The sequence below is a fragment of the Pseudomonas agarici genome (genome assembly GCF_001543125.1).
Lineage (GTDB): Bacteria > Pseudomonadota > Gammaproteobacteria > Pseudomonadales > Pseudomonadaceae > Aquipseudomonas > Aquipseudomonas agarici.
The window spans coordinates 4,496,617-4,516,095 of sequence record NZ_CP014135.1; the positions used below are offsets into that span (position 1 = coordinate 4,496,617).

A 19,479-nucleotide genomic window follows, 5' to 3' on the forward strand; every position below is an offset into this window, starting at 1 on the left:
ATCAGACCTTCTGGTAAAGCTGGCTGCCTTCGCGCTTAAAGCGCTCAGCTTGTTCCGCCATGCCCTGGGCAGCGTCCACATCGACCGCTTCGATGCGCTGGTTGGCCGCGTACTCACGGACCTCCTGGGTGATCTTCATCGAGCAGAACTTCGGCCCGCACATGGAACAGAAATGCGCCACCTTGGCCGAATCCTTCGGTAGGGTCTCGTCGTGGTAGGCACGTGCGGTATCCGGGTCCAGGCCCAGATTGAACTGGTCTTCCCAACGAAATTCGAAACGCGCCTTACTCAGGGCATTGTCACGAATCTGCGCGCCCGGATGGCCCTTGGCAAGGTCGGCGGCATGCGCGGCGATTTTGTAGGTGATGATCCCGGTCTTCACATCATCCTTGTTCGGCAAGCCCAAGTGCTCCTTGGGCGTGACGTAGCAAAGCATGGCGCAACCGAACCAGCCGATCATCGCCGCGCCGATACCGGAGGTGATGTGGTCGTAGCCTGGGGCGATGTCGGTAGTCAGCGGACCAAGGGTGTAGAACGGCGCCTCGTCGCAGCACGCCAACTGCTTGTCCATGTTCTCCTTGATCAGTTGCATCGGCACATGACCCGGACCTTCGATCATGCATTGCACGTCGTGCTTCCAGGCGATCTTGGTCAACTCGCCCAGGGTCTCCAGTTCGCCAAACTGCGCTTCGTCGTTGGCATCGGCAATCGAACCCGGACGCAGACCATCGCCCAGCGAGAAGCTGACGTCATAGGCCTTCATGATTTCGCAGATTTCGTCGAAATGGGTGTAGAGGAAGTTTTCCTTGTGGTGCGCCAGGCACCATTTAGCCATGATCGAACCGCCACGGGAGACAATCCCGGTGACGCGCTTGGCGGTCATCGGCACGTAGCGCAGCAGTACGCCGGCGTGGATGGTGAAGTAGTCGACGCCCTGCTCGGCCTGTTCGATCAGCGTGTCGCGAAACAGCTCCCAGGTCAGGTCCTCGGCCACGCCGTTGACCTTCTCCAACGCCTGGTAGATCGGCACGGTACCGATCGGCACGGGCGAATTGCGGATGATCCATTCGCGGGTTTCATGGATGTGCTTGCCGGTGGACAGATCCATGACCGTGTCCGACCCCCAACGAATCCCCCAGGTCAACTTGGCCACTTCTTCCTCAATGGAAGAGCCCAGGGCGCTGTTGCCGATATTGCCGTTGATCTTCACCAGGAAGTTGCGGCCAATGATCATTGGCTCCAGCTCCACATGGTTGATGTTGGCTGGAATGATCGCGCGACCGCGGGCGATTTCCTCGCGGACGAATTCGGCGGTGATCTCTTTCGGGATGCTCGCGCCGAAGCTGTGGCCCGGATGCTGCTGCTCCAGCAGGCCGGCGGCACGGGCTTCCTGCAGCTTGAGGTTTTCGCGGATGGCCACATACTCCATCTCGGCGGTGATGATGCCCCGGCGAGCGTAGTGCATCTGGCTGACGTTTACCCCAGCCCTGGCTCGACGCGGGTTGTTGACATGGGCAAAACGCAGTTTGGTCAGTTCAGGGTCGGCCAGCCGCTGCTGACCGAAGTTCGAGCTCAGACCAGACAGGCGCTCCGTGTCGCCACGGCTGTCGATCCACGGCGAGCGCACATCGGCCAAGCCCTTGCGTACATCGATGCTCACGTTCGGATCGGTGTAGGGACCCGAGGTATCGTAGACCAACACCGGGGCGTTGATCTCACCGCCGAAGTCGGTCGGGGTCACGTCGAGGCTGATTTCGCGCATCGGCACGCGGATATCCGGGCGCGAACCCTGCACGTAGATTTTTTGCGAGCGGGTAAACGGCTGCACGGATTGCTCGTCGACCTTGGCGCTATCGCTGAGGTTGGCGGCATCTCTCAATTTGGTACTCATCACGGCTCTCCAGACAGCATCCAGGGGGATTGTCGGGACGAACCTGAAAGGCGCGGACGCACCAGGAGCGGTGCCGTGCTCTGTCCTCGCGAACGCCGTTCGATTGTCGAACAACATGGCGGACGGCGCACAAGAGGACTCGTCGCGGGACGAGCAATCTTGTTCCCTACGCAGGCGCTAACCTGATCAGGTTCAACGGGATCCGGAATTATCCGATCTCAGCCTATTGCAAGGCACCCCGACAAGAACTGACCGAGTTTAGACAAGACTGCGACATAACGCCACCACCCTCGCGCTGGCCTGGACAAATGGCCGACAGGCTGGATTGTTGCGAACCTGCGCACCAACTACACTCGCCTGTGCGCTTGACGCTATCGGCACTGCACAGTAGCCTCGGTCGCCGAAGTTATTATAGCAATATTTATTCCAAGGATCGCCTCAATGCTGCACAAACTCTCACTGGCTCTGGCCGTGTCTTGTGCGACCAGCGGACTGGTCTGGGCAGTTGAAGCGCCCCTGTCGACCAAGACTGACCTGGTCAGTGTCTATCAGGAAGCACTGGACAACAACGCCGATCTGGCCGCCGCCCGCGCCGACTATGATGCACGCAAGGAAGTCGTGCCCCAGGCCCGTGCCGGCCTGTTACCGAACCTCTCGGCGGGGGCCAGCAGCAGCAACATCCACACCTCGATCGACCGACCGTCGGCGACCCTGAACCGCAGCGCCAATGTCTACCAGGCGACGCTGAGCCAGCCGATCTTCCGCGCCGACCGCTGGTTCCAGTTCCAGGCGGCGAAGAACGTCAACCAACAGGCTGCTCTGCAGCTCTCCGCCATCGAGCAAAACCTGATCCTGCAAAGCGCCGAAAGCTACTTCGCGGTGTTGCGGGCCCAGGACAACCTGGCTTCGACCAAGGCCGAGGAAGCGGCATTCAAGCGCCAGCTCGATCAGTCCAGCGAACGCTTCGATGTCGGCCTCTCGGACAAGACCGATGTGCTGCAATCCCAAGCCAGCTACGACACGTCACGAGCCAACCGGATCGTCGCTCAGCGCCAGGTCGAAGACACCTTCGAAGCGCTGATCACCCTGACCAACCGCCAGTACAATTCGATCCAGGGCATCGTTCATACGTTGCCGGTGCTGGCGCCAACACCCAATGACGCCAAGGCCTGGGTCGATACCGCCGCCAAGCAGAACCTCAACCTGCTGGCCAGCAACTATGCGGTCGGCGCCGCCGAAGAAACCCTCAAGCAGCGCAAGGCCGGCCATGCGCCGACCCTGGATGCCGTGGCCCAGTACCAGACCGGCGATAACGATGGCTTCGGCCTGAGCAACCCCAATGCATTGGGCCGCAACTATGGTGGCCCGGTGAAACAGACCACGGTCGGCCTGCAATTGAGCATCCCGCTCTACAGCGGCGGCCTGACCAGTTCGCAGGTCCGCGAATCCTATTCGCGCCTGAGCCAGACCGAGCAACAGCGTGAGGCCTTGCGCCGACAGGTGGTGGAAAACACCCGCAACCTGCATCGCGCGGTCAATACCGATGTCGAACAGGTACAGGCGCGCAAGCAGTCAATCATCTCCAATCAGAGCGCGCTGGAAGCTACCGAAATCGGTTATCAGGTGGGCACACGCAATATCGTCGATGTGCTCGATGCCCAGCGCCAGCTCTACACTTCGGTGCGTGACTACAACAACACTCGCTACGACTACATTCTCGACAACCTGCGCCTCAAGCAAGCAGCCGGGACCCTGAGCCCGGAAGACCTGAGCGCTCTGGCGGGCTACCTGAAAGCCGACTACAACCCCGACAAGGACTTCCTGCCACCTGATCTGGCAAAAGCGGCAGCAGCCAATCTGAAGGCCAATCCCGCTGATTGAGGGAAGGCCAGACCACACGCCCCTGGCGGAGCACCCGCTCGATTGCCAGTGATCGAGCGGGCGGTCGCTGGCGTTGGTTAATCTAAGCGGCGCGACAACAACCGCCGCAGCCCATCGAGCAAGCGCTGCAACGCGCCCTGATTGGCCTGCATCACCTTCAACCCCGCCTCAGCCATGTTCCGCGCATCCTGCGGCAATTCGAACAGGCGTTGCACCGCCACCGCCAGACCCTCGGCATCGTCCACTTCCTGTAACGCCCCCGCTTCGCGCATCAACGCAGCGATCTCCAGGAAGTTGAACACGTGTGGCCCGCTCAATACGGGTTTGGCCAGGGCCGCCGGCTCCAGCAGATTATGCCCGCCATTGGGCACCAGGCTACCGCCGACAAAGGCACTGTCCGCCAAGGCATAGAGAAACAGTAGCTCGCCCATGGTGTCGCCGAGCAACACCGATACCTGCGCGGTGACCGGGGCGGCGGTCGAGCGGCGCACGGTCGCAAAGCCCTGCTGGCGGCACAGCTCGAAGACACCGTTGAAACGCTCCGGATGACGCGGCACCAGGATCAGCAAGGCATCCGGATGACTGGCCAGCAACTGCCGATGGGCCGCCAGGACCACTTCGTCCTCCCCTTCGTGGGTGCTCGCGGCAATCCACACCGGCCGCTGTTGCGCCTGCCACTGCCCGCGCAACTCGGCGGCACGCGCCAGCAATCGCGAATCGATACTCAGGTCGAACTTGATCGAGCCGGTGACCTCGACACACTCAGGACGCGCGCCCAATTGCCGGAAGCGCTCGGCCTCGGTTTCGGTCTGCGCCGCGATCAAACTCATCTCCCCCAGCATCGGCCCGGTCAGCCGGGCAAACCGGGCATATCCCTTGGCCGAACGCGCCGACAGCCGGGCGTTGGCCAGCGCCACCGCAATCCCGCGCTGGGCACACTGATGGATATGGTTGGGCCACAGTTCGGTCTCCATGATCACCGCCAACCTCGGCCGTACCGCATCGAGAAACCGCGCCGCGGCCCAGGGCAAATCGTAGGGCAGGTAGCAGTGCTGAATACGCGGCTCATTGGCGAACAATGCCTTGATTCGCTCCGAACCGGTGGGGGTCATGCAGGTCACCGTAATCGGACATTCTGGGTGCTGCGCCAGCAACGCCCGAATCATCGGCGCGGCGGCAATGCTCTCGCCCACCGACACCGCGTGTACCCAGATACCGTGCGGGCGCATCGGCGGCAGGCCAAGGGCAAAACGCTCACCGATACGTCGGGCATAGGCCGGTGCCTTACGTGCCCGCCACCATAGACGCAACGCCACCAGCGGCAGCCCCAGATGAAACAGCAAGGTGTAGAGAGTTCTATTCATGGCGGCGGAGTTTACTGTGTTTTCAGCCGATCGCCTGCAGGTGTTCGGCAAAACGTTCGGCCAGCCAGCGCGCCGCCGGCCCCAGGGGCTCGTCACGCCGCCAGACCAGCTCCACCACTAGCGCCGGTGGGGTCCATTCGCTGACCAATTCGACCATCAGCCCCTGGTACGTGGGGTACTGCACCACATGGCGCGGCAACCAGGCCCAACCGAGACCACGGGCCAACCACTCGGCCATCACGAAGAAACTGTCGGCGCGCCAGACCCGGGGGCTAGCCGCTTCACCGCCGGGATACACGCTCGACGGCGTGGACATCAGCAGTTGCCGGTGCCGCGCCAGTTGCAGGGCATCGACGCGACGGGTCGCCGCCAACGGGTGCCCGACGCCACACACAGTGACCATTTCGATGCTGCCCAGCACCCGCCGCTCCAAGGCCTCGGGGATCTGGTCGTGATAGAACAATAGCCCCAGGTCGGCACGTCGCTCCACCAGCTTACGCGCCACATCACCCTGGGCGGCGCTGGTCAGTTGCACTTCCAAGCAGGGAAAGCGGTTGGCCAGCGCCTCCAGACTGTCGATCACCGGCTGGTAGGGCATCGCCTCATCCTGTGCCAGGCGCAGGCTGGCTTCCTCGCCGCGCATCAGCGCCAACGCCCGGCCATTCAAGCGCTCGCACTGGCGCAAGACTTCGCGCGCCTCATCCAGCAAGGCCTCGCCTGCCTCGGTCAAACGGGGTTGTCGACCGCTGCTGCGGTCGAACAGACTGACCCCCAGATCGGCTTCCAACGAGGCAATCGCCGCACTGATCGCCGATTGCGCCTTGCGCTGGTGCCGGGCCACGGCGGAAAACGAGCGCTGCTCGGCGACGCTGACAAACAAGCGCATCTGCTCCAGGTTCCATTGCATGTTGGCAGCTAACCTATCTTAAATACAGATAGCTAATGACTTTACCCCATCCGGAGGTTGGCTAAAATACCGATCTCATCAGCAGGCCCAGACATGAGAGAGAGCGCTCCATGAATGCTTACTACTACCTCGCTATCGCCATTTGTGCCGAAGTCATCGCCACCGTTTCCATGAAGGCGGTCAAGGGCCTGAGTACGCCCCTGCCCCTGACATTGATCATCGTCGGCTATGCCACGGCGTTCTGGATGCTGACGCTGGTGGTGCGCACGGTACCGGTAGGGGTGGCCTACGCGGTATGGGCGGGCATGGGTATCGTTATGGTCAGCGTCGCCGCGTTATTTCTCTACGGCCAGAAACTGGATATCCCGGCCATGTTCGGCATGGCGCTGATCGTCCTCGGAGTGGTGGTGATCCAGCTATTCTCGAAAACCGCCGGGCATTGATGGCCGGCAAATCGCCGATTCCCGTGAATCTGTATAATGCGACCTTGCTCATGAAAACCGAGGTTGCCGCATGCCATCCGCTATTTCCACCGATGTCCTGATTGTCGGCGCCGGTGTCGCCGGCCTCTGGCTGAACGCGCGCCTGCGCCGCCAGGGCTTTTCGACAGTACTGGTGGAGAGTGCCAGCCTCGGCGGCGGGCAAAGTGTGAAGTCTCAGGGCATCATCCACGGCGGTGCCAAATACGCGTTGCACGGTGCCCTGACCGGTGCCTCGCAAGCCATTGCCGATATGCCCCGCCGTTGGCGCGAGGCCCTGACCGGCAGCGGCGAGCTCGACCTGTCCGGGGTCCGCCTGCTGTCCGAGGCCCATTACTTGTGGTCCCCCGGCACCCTGGCCGGCAATCTCAGCAGTTTCTTCGCCAGCAAGGCGGTGCGCGGGCGGGTCGACCAGGTCAAGGGCGACCAGCTTCCAGTCGCGCTGCAAAACCCCAAGTTCAAGGGCAAGGTCTATCGCCTGGCCGAATGGGTGATCGACGTTCCCAGCCTGATTGCGCGCCTCGCCGAACTGGCGGGCGACGGCCTGCTGGCCGGGCAGGAGATCGAACCGCTACGGGAAAACGGCCAGTTGGTCGGCCTGCGTGTCGATGAGCGCGAGATTCGCGCCCAGCGCATCGTGCTCAGCGCCGGCGCCGGCACTGCGCAACTGCTCGACGCCCTCGGCCTGAGCCAGCCGGCCATGCAGAAACGACCGCTGCACATGGTGCTGGTCAAGGGCCCGAGCCTCAAGCCGCTGTACGCCCACTGCCTGGGCGGCGGCCCCAAGCCACGGATCACCGTGACCAGCCACCCGACGGCCGACGGCCAATGGGTCTGGTACCTCGGCGGCGATATTGCCGAGGCCGAAGGCGTGGCCCGCGAACCCGCCGAGCAGATTGCCGCGGCCCGCCAGGAACTCGACAGCCTGCTGCCCTGGATCGACCTGAGCCAGACTCGTTGGGCCACCCTGCGCGTTGATCGTGCCGAACCGCTGCAGACCGGCTTGACTCGCCCGGACAACGCCTTTCTCGCCGAACAGGATCGCCTGCTGGTGGGCTGGCCGACCAAGCTGGCGCTGGCGCCAGACTTCGCCGATCGGGTGTTGGCGAGCCTACAACGAGATGACATCCAACCCAGCCACCCGCCCGCTTTGCCCGAGCTGCCAAGGCCACCCATGGCGCAAACCGTCTGGGAGCAACTGCTGCCATGAACCAACCGACCCTGCACGACCTGCATCGCCCTTTGGGCAGCACCGGCCTGATGGTTTCGCCATTGGGCCTGGGTACCGTCAAGCTGGGCCGCGACCAGGGCGTTAAATATCCCCATGGCTTCCAGATCCCCAACGACCAGGAGGCCCGGCAACTGCTCAAGCTGACCCGCGATCTGGGGATCAACCTGATCGATACCGCCCCGGCTTATGGCCGCAGCGAGGAACGTCTCGGTCCGCTGTTGCGTGGGCAGCGTCACGAATGGGTGATTGTCAGCAAGGTCGGTGAAGAGTTCGAGGTCGGCCAGTCGCGCCACGACTTCAGCGCCGGACACACTCGCCGGTCCGTCGACCGCAGCCTGCAACGCCTGGAAACCGACTTTATCGACTTGGTACTGGTCCACTCCGACGGCAACGATCTGGCGATCCTCGAACGGAGCGGCGTCTACCAAACCCTTGCCGAGCTGAAGCGCGAAGGCAAGATCCGTGGTTTCGGCTTCTCCGGGAAAACCGTCGAGGGCGGCCTGAAGGCTCTGGAGCAAGGCGATTGCGCGATGATCACCTACAATCCGAATGAACAGCACGAGCAGCCAGTCATTGCTTATGCGCTGGCCCACGGCAAGGCGATCCTGGTCAAGAAAGCCCTGGCCAGCGGCCATGTTTGCCTGAGTCCGGGCGTCGATCCGGTACAGGCTAGCTTCGAACTGTTGTTTGAACATCCCGGCGTGGCCAGTGCTATTGTCGGCACTATCAACCCGCTGCACCTCGCCCACAACGTGGCAACCGTAGCCCGGATCATTCGCCAGAACTGATGCCGCCCACGCGGCCGACCCCGACGCCAGCAGGAGCCGACATGCCGCGAACGCTGATAAGAAAGAACCCCAGCAACTTCAAGACTCTGCCGTTATTTGTCGAGGCGACGCCCGAAGGCTTGAGCTATCAGAGCATCGGCATGCCGCTGAACTTCGCGCAGACCCTGCAAAAACGCAAGCCGGTGAGCGTCACCGATGCCGAGCGTTTCGCCCTGGAGTTGGCCAACCTCGGGGTGTCGGTGCGTCTGACCCTGCACTGGCAGAATCGCGACTACTGGGTACTGGTCCGGCAACGCCGGCAGGACCGTGGCGATGTGGTGCTCAAGCTGATTTCCGGTTATGTCCCGGCCCAGGAACTGAACCTGCCATTGCACACCGCTATCCAGGAAATCGCCGAGGAATGCCTGCTGGAGACACCGGAAGGCTGGCTGAGCGGACGCTTCAACGATACCTGGCTGCCGGCGCCCTACTCCGCGGCCCTGCATTACCGCGAGGCCTTGCCCTTTCGCCTGACGCCGCTATCGGGCTCGGCATTGCCCGTGCGTTGCGGCGCACAACAATTGATGGAGCGGCCCAGGGCCTATGTGCACCTGCCCACCGCCTCGTTGCAGTTGATCTACGACCTACGGCTGGATGTGCCCAGGGAAGCCAAGTCGCTGAGTCTGTTCCATGTCGATGAACGGTTGGAAAACGATGAACTGGTGGCACGCCTGGATCGCGGACGCCCTGACCTCTATCTGATGCCGCTGAAAGATGGACAACCCTGTGCCGAGCTATACACCCTGAAGAAGGACCAGTTGCTCGCGGCGAGCACCCGTGGCCTGTACCTGGCGGAAAGCTTTGCCCGACAGGAAGGCTGGCTGGTGCGCGATGAGCGGATTCGCTGGAAGGACTGGCTGCGCCAGCAAGGCTTGGCGCCCGCGGAGAAGGACTCGCAACTCAAGCGCCTGACCGGCAAGGCCCGGCAGATCTTACGCAAGATCGTGCCGACCAAGGCTGGGCGCTGAGGATATAATCGTCAGCGCCAGCGATTCAGTTGCTGCGGATTTTCTCGACAATCGCCGTCGTCGAACTGTTTTCCACCAGGCCCAGCACTTTCACCGTACCGCCGTAGGCGGTGACGATGCCGGCACCGACCACCTGGTCAACCCCATAATCACCGCCCTTGACCAGCACGTCGGGTTTGACTTGCATCAGCAAATTTTCCGGAGTCGCTTCGGGGAAGCTGATCACCCAATCCACGGCACCGAGGCCCGCCAGCACCGCCATGCGGCGGTCGACGCTATTGATCGGCCGCCCCGGACCTTTCAGGCGACTGACCGAAGCATCGTCGTTGACCGCGACGATCAGCCGATCACCCTGGGCCCGCGCCTGCTCCAGATAGGTCACATGACCGGCGTGCAGAATGTCGAAGCAACCATTGGTGAAGACGATCTTCTCGTTGTGCGCTCGAGCGTCATCCACCGCCAACAGCAGTTGCTCAAGGCCCAGCACACCGCGCTCGGAACCTTCTTCACGCTGGATGGCGCGACGTAACTCTGGCGCGCTGATGGCCGCCGTGCCCAACTTGCCAACCACGATACCTGCCGCCAGGTTGGCCAGGGCCACCGCGTGCGGCAAATCCTCGCCGGCGGCAATCGCAGCGGCCAGGGTGGAGATCACCGTATCGCCGGCACCGGTTACATCGAATACTTCACGAGCCCGGGCCGGCAGGTGCAGCGCCGGATGATCCGGGCGCAGCAAGGTCATGCCGTGCTCGCCACGGGTCACCAGCAGCGCACCGAGGTCCAGCTCCTGCATGAGCTTCGCGCCCTTGGCAACCAGCTCATGCTCGTCGAGGCAACCGCCGACGATGGTTTCGAATTCACTGAGGTTGGGCGTGATCAGGCTGGCTCCGCGATAGATCGAGAAATCCTTGCCCTTAGGATCGGCAAGCACCGGAATACCTCGCCCACGCGCCGCCTGAATCAGCGCCTGATGGTTTTTCAGCGCCCCCTTGCCGTAATCGGAAAGCACCAGCACCTTGATGCCGTCGAGCAGGCCATCCACTTCAACTCCCAACGCCAGGGCGTCGGTGGCAAAGGGCTCCTCGAAATCAATGCGCAGCAGTTGCTGGTGACGGCTCATGACCCGCAGCTTGACGATGGTCGGCTGGTGCGCAATACGCTGGAACAGCGCCCGGACCCCTACGCCCTTGAGGCTGTTGACCAGGCTGTCGGCGGCCTCATCATCACCGGTAACGCCCACCAGGGACGCCGGGGCGCCCAACGCGGCAATGTTGAGGGCAACGTTGGCGGCGCCGCCCGGACGGTCTTCGATCTGCTCGACCTTGACCACCGGCACCGGCGCCTCAGGGGAAATCCGTGAGGTGCCACCATGCCAGTAACGGTCAAGCATGACATCGCCAACTACCAAAACGGGGGCTTGATCGAATCGCGGCATGGACAACTTCATGGGCAACCCACATACAAAATGAACAGGGGCGCGATATTAACACAGGGTTGGCGCAGGCTAGTTCACACAAAAAAAGCAAACTAGCCTTACATATCGCCTGCCCCATCGTCGCTCAAACAATGTCAACAGGAGCCGGATCATCGAGCCCCATGGCGTTGAGCCGCGCATAGTAGCCGTTCTGCGCCAACAGTTGGGCATGACTACCCCGCTCGACAATACGCCCCTGATCCATGACCAGGATCAGATCGGCTTTCTCGATGGTCGAAAGTCGGTGAGCGATCACCAGCGTAGTGCGCCCCTTCATGGCCTGGTCCAGCGCTGCCTGGATATGCCGCTCCGACTCGGTGTCGAGGGCCGAGGTCGCCTCGTCGAGAATCAACAACGGCGCATTTTTGAGTAAAGCGCGGGCAATCGCCAGGCGCTGGCGCTGGCCGCCAGACAGCAACACGCCGTTTTCGCCTACCTGGGTATCGAAGCCCTGGGGCAACTGCTCGATGAACTCTTTTGCATAGGCATCGGCGGCGGCGGCCTCGATATCAGCACGAGGAGCGCCCGCCAGGTCCCCATAGGCAATATTATTGGCCACGGTATCGCTGAACAACGTGACATGCTGGGTCACCTGGGCAATGTGCCGACGCAAGTTCAACAGGCGATAATCTTCGATCTCGACACCGTCGAGAAGAATTTCACCCGTATCATGATGATAGAAACGAGGAATCAGGGCCGCCAGCGTCGACTTGCCACTACCAGAGCGCCCAACCAAAGCGATCATCTGGCCCGGCTCGACGGTAAAGCTGATATCACTCAAGACCTGCCGATCGGTATCCGGATAAGTGAAGCTCAGATTACGCACTTCCAGGCGACCGCTGACCGCTTCACGCTCAATGGTGCCGCCGTCCACTTCGGACTCGACATCCAACTGCTCGAAAATGCTTTCAGCCCCCGCGACACCTTTCTGGATGGTCGAACTGACTTCGGAGAGCTGGCGAATCGGCTTAGGCAACAACCCAGCCAAAGTGATATAGGCAATCATGTCGCCTGCAGAAGCATCGCCACGCAGAAACAACACCAGGAACATCAACACCGCCATGGCACTGTAGATCACCAGTTGCAGCAATGGAGTGTAGATCGCTCCGGTACGAGTCATGCGCAGTTGTTTGTCGGTATTGCCCTGGCTGGCCTCGAGGAATCGCTGCCGTTCATAGGCCTCGCCACCGAAGCTGCGCACTACACGATAACCCTGGATGGTCTCCGAGGCGACATGGGTGACATCACCCATTGCGACCTGGATACGCTTGCTCTGCTTACGAAATTTCTTGCTCGAGGAGCTGACCATCACTGCGATCAGCGGCAGTATCGCTATCATGACCAGCGTCAGACGCCAGTTCATCCACAGCAACGAAAGAAACAGAAACACCACGGTCATGCCTTCGCGGATCACCACCTTGATTGCATCCGTGGCCGCCCCGGTGACCATGGTCACATTGAAAGTGATACGCGAGATCAGATGACCGGAGTTGTGGCTGTCGAAATAGCGGTTGGGCAAGGTCAGCAGGTTATTGAACAACTGCACCCGAAGATCATGCACCAATCCTAACGACACCTTCGCCAGAAAGTAGTTGCCCAGATAGGACCCGAGTCCTTGCCAGCCGGCAATCAGCACGATCAGCAGCGGCACCGCCTGCAGCAGTTGCAAGTCGCGCAGGTAGGGAACGCTGGGGAACAGCGAGGCCTGGGGATTGGACAGGCCGTCGACGAAATACTTGAGGATGTAGCCAAGCATCGGCTGGGTCGAAGCGAATATAAGGAACCCGAGGATACTCAACGCGAACAGACCCGCGTAAGGCCGGACATAACTGAGTAAACGGAGGTATATCTTCAAGCTCGAAGGGCTTGCGCTGAGACGGGAGTCGGTCATATCACGCGGCGCTTGTGAAAAAGGAGGCTGACTTTAGCACAGCTTCTCTGGTGTACTTGCACACTGCGCGTGTCGATGGCCCTCCCCACGACCAATGACATTAAAATGCCATCCATCTATGATGATCGGCACTATCTTTTGTGGAATGTCTTTCCTACATGCAATCCAAGCGCCTCACTTATGCTTTAAACCGCACCTTCGATTTTCTTTGTCTATGGGTTCTTCCTGCCGGCTATCTGATGCTGCTGTGCGGAATGTTCGTACTTTCGGGACGTTCGGCCCTGACTTCGCTCTACCTGAGCTTATTTGCCATACCCACTTTACTGTTGCTGTGCTTGCGCCCAACTGAAGTAACGACGCTACTGCGTGAACCATTGATTATCGGGTTCGCAGCCTTCGGTCTCTGGGCCTGTCTGAGCCTGCTCTGGAGCCCCCCTGAACAGCCTGATTACGGGATGATGAAAATTCCCCTCCAGACGCTGATGCTGTTCGCCGGTTGCGCGCTGCTGCTGCAATACCGCGGAGAAGCCTTGAAAGTCGTGATGTTCAGTGCCGCTATCATCGCCCTGGGCGCTACCACGGTCTATCTGGCGCGGTTCGCTCACGGCTATACACCCGGTGAACGCATGGTGGGTGCAGGCGCCTTTGATAATCCGCTGTTGAGCTCCCATGTTTTCGGGTTCTTCTGCATCTACTGGTTATCCACCTGCATCACTACCCAGCGACTTCAGACCTTGTACTTGAGCGTTCCGGCACTGGTGGTGATGTTCCTTGCCATCATGGCCACCGGCTCACGAACGCCTCTGGTGGCACTAACACTCGCTATCGTCTGGCTGAGTATCACGCATTGGAATCGTCGCACCCTGATATTGGTTTGCAGCCTCTTGCTCACTGCCGCCGTTGTCCTGCTGGCCATACCGGAGTTGCTAGGCGCGCGGGGCAACTCCTATCGCTTCGAGCTCTGGAACCTGTCCCTGCAGCACATTGGCGAACACCCCTGGATCGGGCATGGCTACGACTCGAAGCTATACTTGGATATCGGCGTAGATTTTTTATTGCGAGAGCCTCACAGCTTTGCGCTGGGCGTCCTTTATTACGTCGGCCTGGTCGGCTTGCTACCATGGCTGTTCATGCTGGCCTGGGGACTCTTCAGCAGTTTCAGGCAACGCCATCAGCCGCTGTTCGTTCTCGCTTCCACGATGCTGGTCTATGGAATCGGCGCCGGCCTGACCGAAGGTGGCGGGATCTTGTCACGGCCACGGGAGCATTGGTTTTTACTCTGGATCCCCCTGGCCCTGATTGCCAGCCTGCATATCGCTCGTCGATCTGACAACTTATTGATGCTGCGCCCCAAGCGACTCAAGCCAGAGGCCTTCGCACGGCAATGCCACAACGCCGAGATCATCGAGGCTGATGGGCTAGGCCCTAAAGTGTTGCGCCTGGAAGATAAAACTTTCTTGAAGCTGTTTCGCCCACGACGCTGGTATACCTCAGGTAATTTCAATCCCTATTCGCAGCGTTTCGCCGTCAACAGCGCACGTTTGTTGGCGCTGCGCATTCCCGCGCCTCGCGTGCTTGCCCTGTATAACCTGCCAGACGGCAGCGACGCCGTCCATTATCAGCCACTTCCAGGACAAACCCTGCGCCAGACCCTGCAGAGCCTCGATGCCAGCCTTCGTCAGGCACTGATGCAGCGGTTCGGGCGCTTTATGGCCCAACTGCATGAACGTGGGGTCTACTTCCGCTCACTGCATCTGGGAAATGTGCTGTTGATGGACGATGGAGAATTCGGCCTGATCGATGTGGCGGACATGCGCATTCTGCCCTCAGCGCTCAGCCACGAATTGCGTGTACGCAACCTGCGTCATATGCAGCGTTACCCACAAGACCGAAGCTGGCTCTTCGAAGAGCACTTCGAACAACTGTTGAATGGTTACCAGACATTGGCCTCGGACAAAGCCATCGACAACATGCGGCGCCACATAGAGGCTCAACAGCTCTCGCTGCAAAAATCCTAACGCAGAAAACGGCGCGCCCCACGAGCAGCGCCGTGACACTGTCCTAGTCAGGACGGTCGGGGCCTCAGCCGGTTTCTTTGGCAGAGAAAATCAGACGCCCCAAACCGCGCAAGGTCTTACGGCCAAAATACTTGAACGGAATTTGCTGGAGTATTTCTCGAGCCAATACCCGGTCCCGGTTCGACGTCTTGAGGAACATCGAGTTCAGGAAGTCATAACGCACGGCATCGTAAGCGGGGTGATCACGGAACAACGCATAAGTCTTAAGAATGTTCTCGATCATGAACCTGTGATTCTTGTACGAATTGGTAGCATGTTGACGGTATTGGGCCATGCACACATTTAACGCATCGATGTAATAACCGGCATGGGTGATCTTGAGTTCGATCAGCAGGTCTTCCAGTGGGATATCCGGGTCGAACCCACCAACCTTGTCCAGCGCCTCTCGGCGCATCATCAATGTCGGGGCCGGTGGAAACGGCTTGAGATCCATGAACATTTCATCGAAATTGAGCCGCCGGAAGGGGATATCGCGACGCTGGCGCTTTTCCGGCAGTAGATTTCCGTCACCATCAATCAACTCAATATTGCCGGCGCAAATCCCCACTTCGGGCTTGCCATCCATGTAGGCCACTTGGATGGCGATACGATCCGGGAACATGATGTCATCGGAACCGAATGAAACGATCAGGCTACCTTTGGCACGGGCAATAGCACCATTGAGGGTCTTGGTCAATCCCTGGTTTGGCTGAACCTGGAAGTCAAAACCATGCTCGGCCTGAAGGCGACGGATTCGCTCGACACTGTCATCGGGCGAGCCGTCGTCGACCACCAACAGCTCGATGTTTGGATAAGTCTGCCCCAGCACGCTGAGGATGCTTTTTTCGATGTACCTGCCATGGTTGTACGATGCAATGATCACCGTCACCAGCGGTTGTTTTTCGCTCATGTACCTAGTTACCTGACTGGCTCAGACCGGACTCTATCAAGTCCAAATAATGTTGACGAAACTCCTCAATGTCGTGCTCGCGCTGAAGATAGCGGAAGGCTTCTTCACCCTTGGCCCGTAGCGCGTCGTCATCAAGGGTGAGGTAGGCCCCCAACGCTGCTTTCAATTGCTCGACGTTGCCCGGCTCGTGGGAAAGACCGCCTGCCCCCTGAATCAGCGGTAACATGGCAGGCACGTTCGAAGCGATAATCGGCAAATGCCCACTCATGCCTTCCAACAGGGCCAGACCCAGCCCCTCGTTCAGGGAGGGCATCGTCCAGATATCGAATGCTCGCACATATTGCAGAGCATCTTCGCGAAACCCCACCAGATGCGCCCGCCCCGTCAACTCGAGACGCTCGATTTCCCGACGCAAATTGGCCTCTTCCCGCCCTGCGCCGATAATGGCGACCTGAGCCTGAGGGTAGTCGTCCTTCAAGCCGGCAAAAGCCTGCAACAAGTGCACGTGCCCCTTGATCGGCACCAAGCGTCCCAGGGCGCCTACCAGGCGGGCATCCGCCGGTAATCCCAGCAGCTCTCGGGCTCTGAGGCGTGGGTGTTGCAATCCTTCAGCCTGGACAATATCGATGGCATTGGTAATCGCCACCGTATTACTTTCTGTAAAGCCGCAACGCAGACCGACCAAGTACTCCCGAACAGCCGGAGAAACCCCGACGAAACGCCAGGCAGGACTCACCCAGCGCTGGGTCTGCCGACGCCGGTAGCCTCGGTCGTACTCGCCGAAACCGTGGGAAATACCGATGCACAACGGAATCTTCAACCAACGGTTGAGCTGTAGCATCATGTTCACGGACTTGAAGCGATTGCAGATCACTACATCGAACTGCTGTTCACGACAATACCGGTAGATACGCCACATAGCCTTTAGGCGCACCCCCTTGAGAGCACTTTCCGGCAGCTCGAAGTAATGCGAATGACTGGCCACACTCACAGGCTCGCCCTGCGCGGGACGGCCACTGAGGAAACCCGAGGTCACTTCAAAACGCGCCTTGGGCAGCGCCTTGACGATCTGCTCACCCAGATCGGCAAAATCGTTGGCCTTGACGTTGTAGTCCGGCTGTAGCTGCAGAACCTTGTAACGCGATTTCATATACCTTTCCTGCTGCCATCTCGTGGCACATGCGGGTCAAACTCGCTCGTCGATCCTGCGAATCTGACACCTGGACTTGGTGCAAAATACAGGAACCTGAGGGCTTTTGCGCCTTATGGGCGCTTTATCCGCCAGAACAATTCATGCCGTCGCACCGCCTTGCGAAAATACTCGTTTTCTCCATATGGCGACGGCACACGCCCGGCCAGCCAGCGTTGCAGGAAACCACGAAGACGACGCTTGAAGGGTGGACGGGGTTGCAAATCATGCATCATGCCCAACGACATGGCCTTGTCCAATTGGCATTGAGTGGAAAGCTCAAGGGAATACGGCTCCAGCACAGCTGTCGAATCGAGCACTGGCGGCAGAGCCACTCCCTGACCTGAGCGGCCCATTGGCCAACGATCATTGTCATGCAAATGATTGGCGTAACCCAAAATCACCCGCGGCTGCCACTTCAGGCCTTCAAGCGCTTCGAGCACGGCAGCATGGCTGCAGATATGATCCGGGTGCGGATCGAGCACCGGATGAGGCAAGACCAGTACATCGGGCCGGGCCTTGACCAACAAGGCACGCAGATCATCCAATAATCGATTCCAAGTTGGAGCACCATCTGCGTCGCCAGGCAACAGGAACGGATTGAACCGGCGGAACAAACGGGTATCACGAAGGTTGGCTTCCAGGGAAGGGACCGGCAGATCAGGTGTAGCCTGCATTGACGGTAGCTGCATGCAGAAGTAACCCAGTTGTATACAACGAGACGGAGCGACACCGGCCCATTGCGGTACAGCGATACTGTCCCACGCTCGCAAACGCCCCTTGAGCCGCGACGCCTCGGCCGGCTCAATACCCATTTTACGGTAATGCTCGGATTCGATCTCACCCGCTGTCAGGGTCACGATCCAGGCCTCATCCGCCTGGCTGTACAACCCAAATGCAGCCAGCTCCGCATCGTCGGCATGAGGCGCGATCACCATGACTCGCTGGCGACGGTAATCCGGATGACGAAACACCCACAACTGCGGTTGCCCGAGAATTCGGCAACGCCGACCGGTCAATCGCAGGGCGCCTCCAGACAGCGCATCGGCCTGACCACTGAGGTTGAGGTAGCGCACTCCCTTGACGCCCCGCTCGAAGGTCTGCCGGTCGGGACGTTGGCCTCCCAGCAGTTCGATCACGGGATCGATCAAGCGCCCCAACCAGGAACATGCGACTCGAACCTCCAGCACCAGCGTCTCGCTGCCATCGAAGGATATCGGTGTGTTCAGCAGCAGGCATTCACCGTTGAGCAGCACCGAGGCGCGCTCACTGTCCGGAGGGAAACGATAGTGGTAGTTCGCCTTGGGCGAATAAAATAAATGGTCGGCAAACCAGGCTTCGTGAGCGCACCACAGCAGCACGGCGCACAGCGGCACAATCCATCCATCCACCCAAATACCGGTGGCCATCAACAACAGCAAGACGAGCACCAACCCAATACGCTTATTACGCCGATGACGCCTGAGAAGTTGCTGTTTACGACTCATACCTGATAAACCGACACAGGATGACACCACCGATCCTTGTATTCCCGATCCGCCCGCCCGAACGAAAACCGCAGGGGCTTGCCGCTGAGCCGCGCCTGCTCCCAGGCGGCTTGGGTATTGAGGAAACTCAGTACGCTACCGGGGCTGAAGGCGCGGGTTTCGGGGTCGACTCCGCCGTTAATGTATTCGACACTGATCCACCTCGGCGACTCGGCGCGATACACCAGTTGTATGGCAATCGGCGCACCGTTGAGCAACAGCACCGAGCCGATCAGTAACTCGCGCAACAACTCCAGCACCTCGGCCATGCGTTCGACCCCCGTAGCGGCAAACCCCCAGCGCCGCCGAAACAGATCACAATAGATCGCCGCCAGTTCCTTACTACTGAATTCACTGACAGGGCGCACCGCGCCACCGGCCTCTTCCAGCAGGCGCAGTTCACGACGCTGGTTATAGCGAAACTTCTTCGACAGTTCCTCAGGCTCACGAGCCATGGCCAATTGCTCGGCCTGCGCCTTGAGCGTGCCGATACGCCCCTCATTCAAACTCGACAAATAGCGCGCCCGATGGCGCAGGGGCACCTGGACATCGGTGGCTATCGGCAGGATCAGCTCCGCGTTGCCCAGATCGAACAGGCCTTTCTTGCCCTGGCGCTTGAGAACATCCTTGGACAACGCCAGATCACGTCCCCAGGTAGCAATCGACGCTTTTATTTCGCCATCCTGTTCCCAACCCAGGTAACGCACAGGAATCTGCGCCAACTGCGCCAGACGCTCGACAACCATGGGGTGAGTCGCCACGCTCCCGCCGAAGCGCTGCCAGGCGGCGGCATAGGTGGCCGCGTCAACGGCGGTCCAGCCGCGTTCGCGCCAGGCTTGCAGGCGATTGAGCATCAAGCTGGCACCCTACTAATCCCTGGCAGA

15 protein-coding genes and 1 riboswitch are annotated in these 19,479 nt (G+C 60.2%); of the genes, 6 read left to right on the plus strand and 9 right to left on the minus strand.

Going from position 1 to position 19,479, the window contains the following annotated elements:
• Window position 1 precedes the first annotated feature (1 nt).
• Window positions 2-1,891 (minus strand): phosphomethylpyrimidine synthase ThiC, encoded by a 1,890-nt coding sequence (gene thiC / locus AWM79_RS19760; protein ID WP_017133358.1) that lies wholly within the window; start codon window positions 1,889-1,891, stop codon window positions 2-4.
• 146 nt (window positions 1,892-2,037) lie between these two features.
• Window positions 2,038-2,142: riboswitch (TPP riboswitch) on the minus strand.
• A 190-nt stretch (window positions 2,143-2,332) separates the two neighbouring features.
• On the opposite strand from thiC, the gene AWM79_RS19765 reads away from it, so the two are divergent.
• Entirely contained in the window at window positions 2,333-3,772 is a 1,440-nt protein-coding gene (locus AWM79_RS19765; RefSeq protein ID WP_017133359.1) for a TolC family outer membrane protein, read from the plus strand.
• Window positions 3,773-3,849: 77 nt separating this feature from the next.
• Here AWM79_RS19765 and waaA read toward each other — a convergent pair whose 3' ends face one another.
• Entirely contained in the window at window positions 3,850-5,136 is a 1,287-nt protein-coding gene (gene waaA / locus AWM79_RS19770; RefSeq protein WP_026013330.1) for a lipid IV(A) 3-deoxy-D-manno-octulosonic acid transferase, read from the minus strand.
• Window positions 5,137-5,158: 22 nt separating this feature from the next.
• The gene (locus AWM79_RS19775) at window positions 5,159-6,043 is read right to left on the minus strand and encodes a LysR family transcriptional regulator (RefSeq protein ID WP_208599913.1); all 885 of its coding nucleotides are present in this window, start codon (window positions 6,041-6,043) and stop codon (window positions 5,159-5,161) included.
• A 110-nt stretch (window positions 6,044-6,153) separates the two neighbouring features.
• Here AWM79_RS19775 and AWM79_RS19780 point away from each other — a divergent pair, with 110 nt between their 5' ends.
• From AWM79_RS19780 to AWM79_RS19795, 4 genes are all read left to right on the plus strand, one after another.
• A complete protein-coding gene (locus tag AWM79_RS19780; protein WP_017133362.1) occupies window positions 6,154-6,486 on the plus strand; it encodes a DMT family transporter in 333 nt (110 codons plus the stop codon).
• Window positions 6,487-6,556: 70 nt separating this feature from the next.
• A complete protein-coding gene (locus AWM79_RS19785) occupies window positions 6,557-7,732 on the plus strand; it encodes an NAD(P)/FAD-dependent oxidoreductase (RefSeq protein ID WP_017133363.1) in 1,176 nt (391 codons plus the stop codon).
• Window positions 7,729-8,541, plus strand: a complete 813-nt coding sequence (locus AWM79_RS19790; RefSeq protein ID WP_017133364.1) for an aldo/keto reductase — start codon at window positions 7,729-7,731, stop codon at window positions 8,539-8,541. Before AWM79_RS19785 ends, AWM79_RS19790 begins: the two co-directional genes overlap by 4 nt.
• 41 nt (window positions 8,542-8,582) lie before the next feature.
• A complete protein-coding gene (locus AWM79_RS19795; protein ID WP_017133365.1) occupies window positions 8,583-9,548 on the plus strand; it encodes a hypothetical protein in 966 nt (321 codons plus the stop codon).
• Between the two features lie 25 nt (window positions 9,549-9,573).
• Here AWM79_RS19795 and hldE read toward each other — a convergent pair whose 3' ends face one another.
• Complete coding sequence (gene hldE / locus AWM79_RS19800) at window positions 9,574-10,995, minus strand: bifunctional D-glycero-beta-D-manno-heptose-7-phosphate kinase/D-glycero-beta-D-manno-heptose 1-phosphate adenylyltransferase HldE (RefSeq protein WP_060783595.1); 1,422 nt, start codon at window positions 10,993-10,995, stop codon at window positions 9,574-9,576.
• A 112-nt stretch (window positions 10,996-11,107) separates the two neighbouring features.
• Window positions 11,108-12,913 (minus strand): lipid A export permease/ATP-binding protein MsbA, encoded by a 1,806-nt coding sequence (gene msbA, locus AWM79_RS19805; protein WP_017133366.1) that lies wholly within the window; start codon window positions 12,911-12,913, stop codon window positions 11,108-11,110.
• Between the two features lie 158 nt (window positions 12,914-13,071).
• Between msbA and AWM79_RS19810 the strand changes: the two genes are divergently transcribed.
• Window positions 13,072-14,931: a bifunctional O-antigen ligase/aminoglycoside phosphotransferase family protein gene (locus tag AWM79_RS19810; RefSeq protein ID WP_026013332.1), complete on the plus strand. Its 1,860-nt coding sequence runs from the start codon at window positions 13,072-13,074 to the stop codon at window positions 14,929-14,931.
• A 64-nt stretch (window positions 14,932-14,995) separates the two neighbouring features.
• On the opposite strand, the gene AWM79_RS19815 is transcribed toward AWM79_RS19810, so the two are convergent.
• From AWM79_RS19815 to AWM79_RS19830, 4 genes are all read right to left on the minus strand, one after another.
• Window positions 14,996-15,880, minus strand: coding sequence for a glycosyltransferase (locus AWM79_RS19815; RefSeq protein ID WP_017133368.1), 885 nt, complete (start codon window positions 15,878-15,880; stop codon window positions 14,996-14,998).
• Between the two features lie 4 nt (window positions 15,881-15,884).
• Window positions 15,885-17,030 (minus strand): glycosyltransferase family 4 protein, encoded by a 1,146-nt coding sequence (locus AWM79_RS19820; protein ID WP_017133369.1) that lies wholly within the window; start codon window positions 17,028-17,030, stop codon window positions 15,885-15,887.
• A 113-nt stretch (window positions 17,031-17,143) separates the two neighbouring features.
• A complete protein-coding gene (locus AWM79_RS19825) occupies window positions 17,144-18,556 on the minus strand; it encodes a PIG-L deacetylase family protein (RefSeq protein WP_017133370.1) in 1,413 nt (470 codons plus the stop codon).
• A complete protein-coding gene (locus AWM79_RS19830) occupies window positions 18,553-19,449 on the minus strand; it encodes a GNAT family N-acetyltransferase (protein ID WP_017133371.1) in 897 nt (298 codons plus the stop codon). Before AWM79_RS19830 ends, AWM79_RS19825 begins: the two co-directional genes overlap by 4 nt.
• Window positions 19,450-19,479: the final 30 nt, after the last annotated feature.

Coding starts and splice junctions, on each gene's coding strand:
- waaA (WP_026013330.1), bottom strand. CDS start 5,136: ATGAATAGAACTCTCTACACCTTGCTGTTTCATCTGGGGCTGCCGCTG.
- AWM79_RS19825 (WP_017133370.1), bottom strand. CDS start 18,556: ATGAGTCGTAAACAGCAACTTCTCAGGCGTCATCGGCGTAATAAGCGT.
- AWM79_RS19780 (WP_017133362.1), top strand. CDS start 6,154: ATGAATGCTTACTACTACCTCGCTATCGCCATTTGTGCCGAAGTCATC.
- msbA (WP_017133366.1), bottom strand. CDS start 12,913: ATGACCGACTCCCGTCTCAGCGCAAGCCCTTCGAGCTTGAAGATATAC.
- AWM79_RS19815 (WP_017133368.1), bottom strand. CDS start 15,880: ATGAGCGAAAAACAACCGCTGGTGACGGTGATCATTGCATCGTACAAC.
- AWM79_RS19785 (WP_017133363.1), top strand. CDS start 6,557: ATGCCATCCGCTATTTCCACCGATGTCCTGATTGTCGGCGCCGGTGTC.
- AWM79_RS19775 (WP_208599913.1), bottom strand. CDS start 6,043: ATGCAATGGAACCTGGAGCAGATGCGCTTGTTTGTCAGCGTCGCCGAG.
- AWM79_RS19765 (WP_017133359.1), top strand. CDS start 2,333: ATGCTGCACAAACTCTCACTGGCTCTGGCCGTGTCTTGTGCGACCAGC.
- hldE (WP_060783595.1), bottom strand. CDS start 10,995: ATGAAGTTGTCCATGCCGCGATTCGATCAAGCCCCCGTTTTGGTAGTT.
- thiC (WP_017133358.1), bottom strand. CDS start 1,891: ATGAGTACCAAATTGAGAGATGCCGCCAACCTCAGCGATAGCGCCAAG.
- AWM79_RS19830 (WP_017133371.1), bottom strand. CDS start 19,449: ATGCTCAATCGCCTGCAAGCCTGGCGCGAACGCGGCTGGACCGCCGTT.
- AWM79_RS19810 (WP_026013332.1), top strand. CDS start 13,072: ATGCAATCCAAGCGCCTCACTTATGCTTTAAACCGCACCTTCGATTTT.
- AWM79_RS19790 (WP_017133364.1), top strand. CDS start 7,729: ATGAACCAACCGACCCTGCACGACCTGCATCGCCCTTTGGGCAGCACC.
- AWM79_RS19820 (WP_017133369.1), bottom strand. CDS start 17,030: ATGAAATCGCGTTACAAGGTTCTGCAGCTACAGCCGGACTACAACGTC.
- AWM79_RS19795 (WP_017133365.1), top strand. CDS start 8,583: ATGCCGCGAACGCTGATAAGAAAGAACCCCAGCAACTTCAAGACTCTG.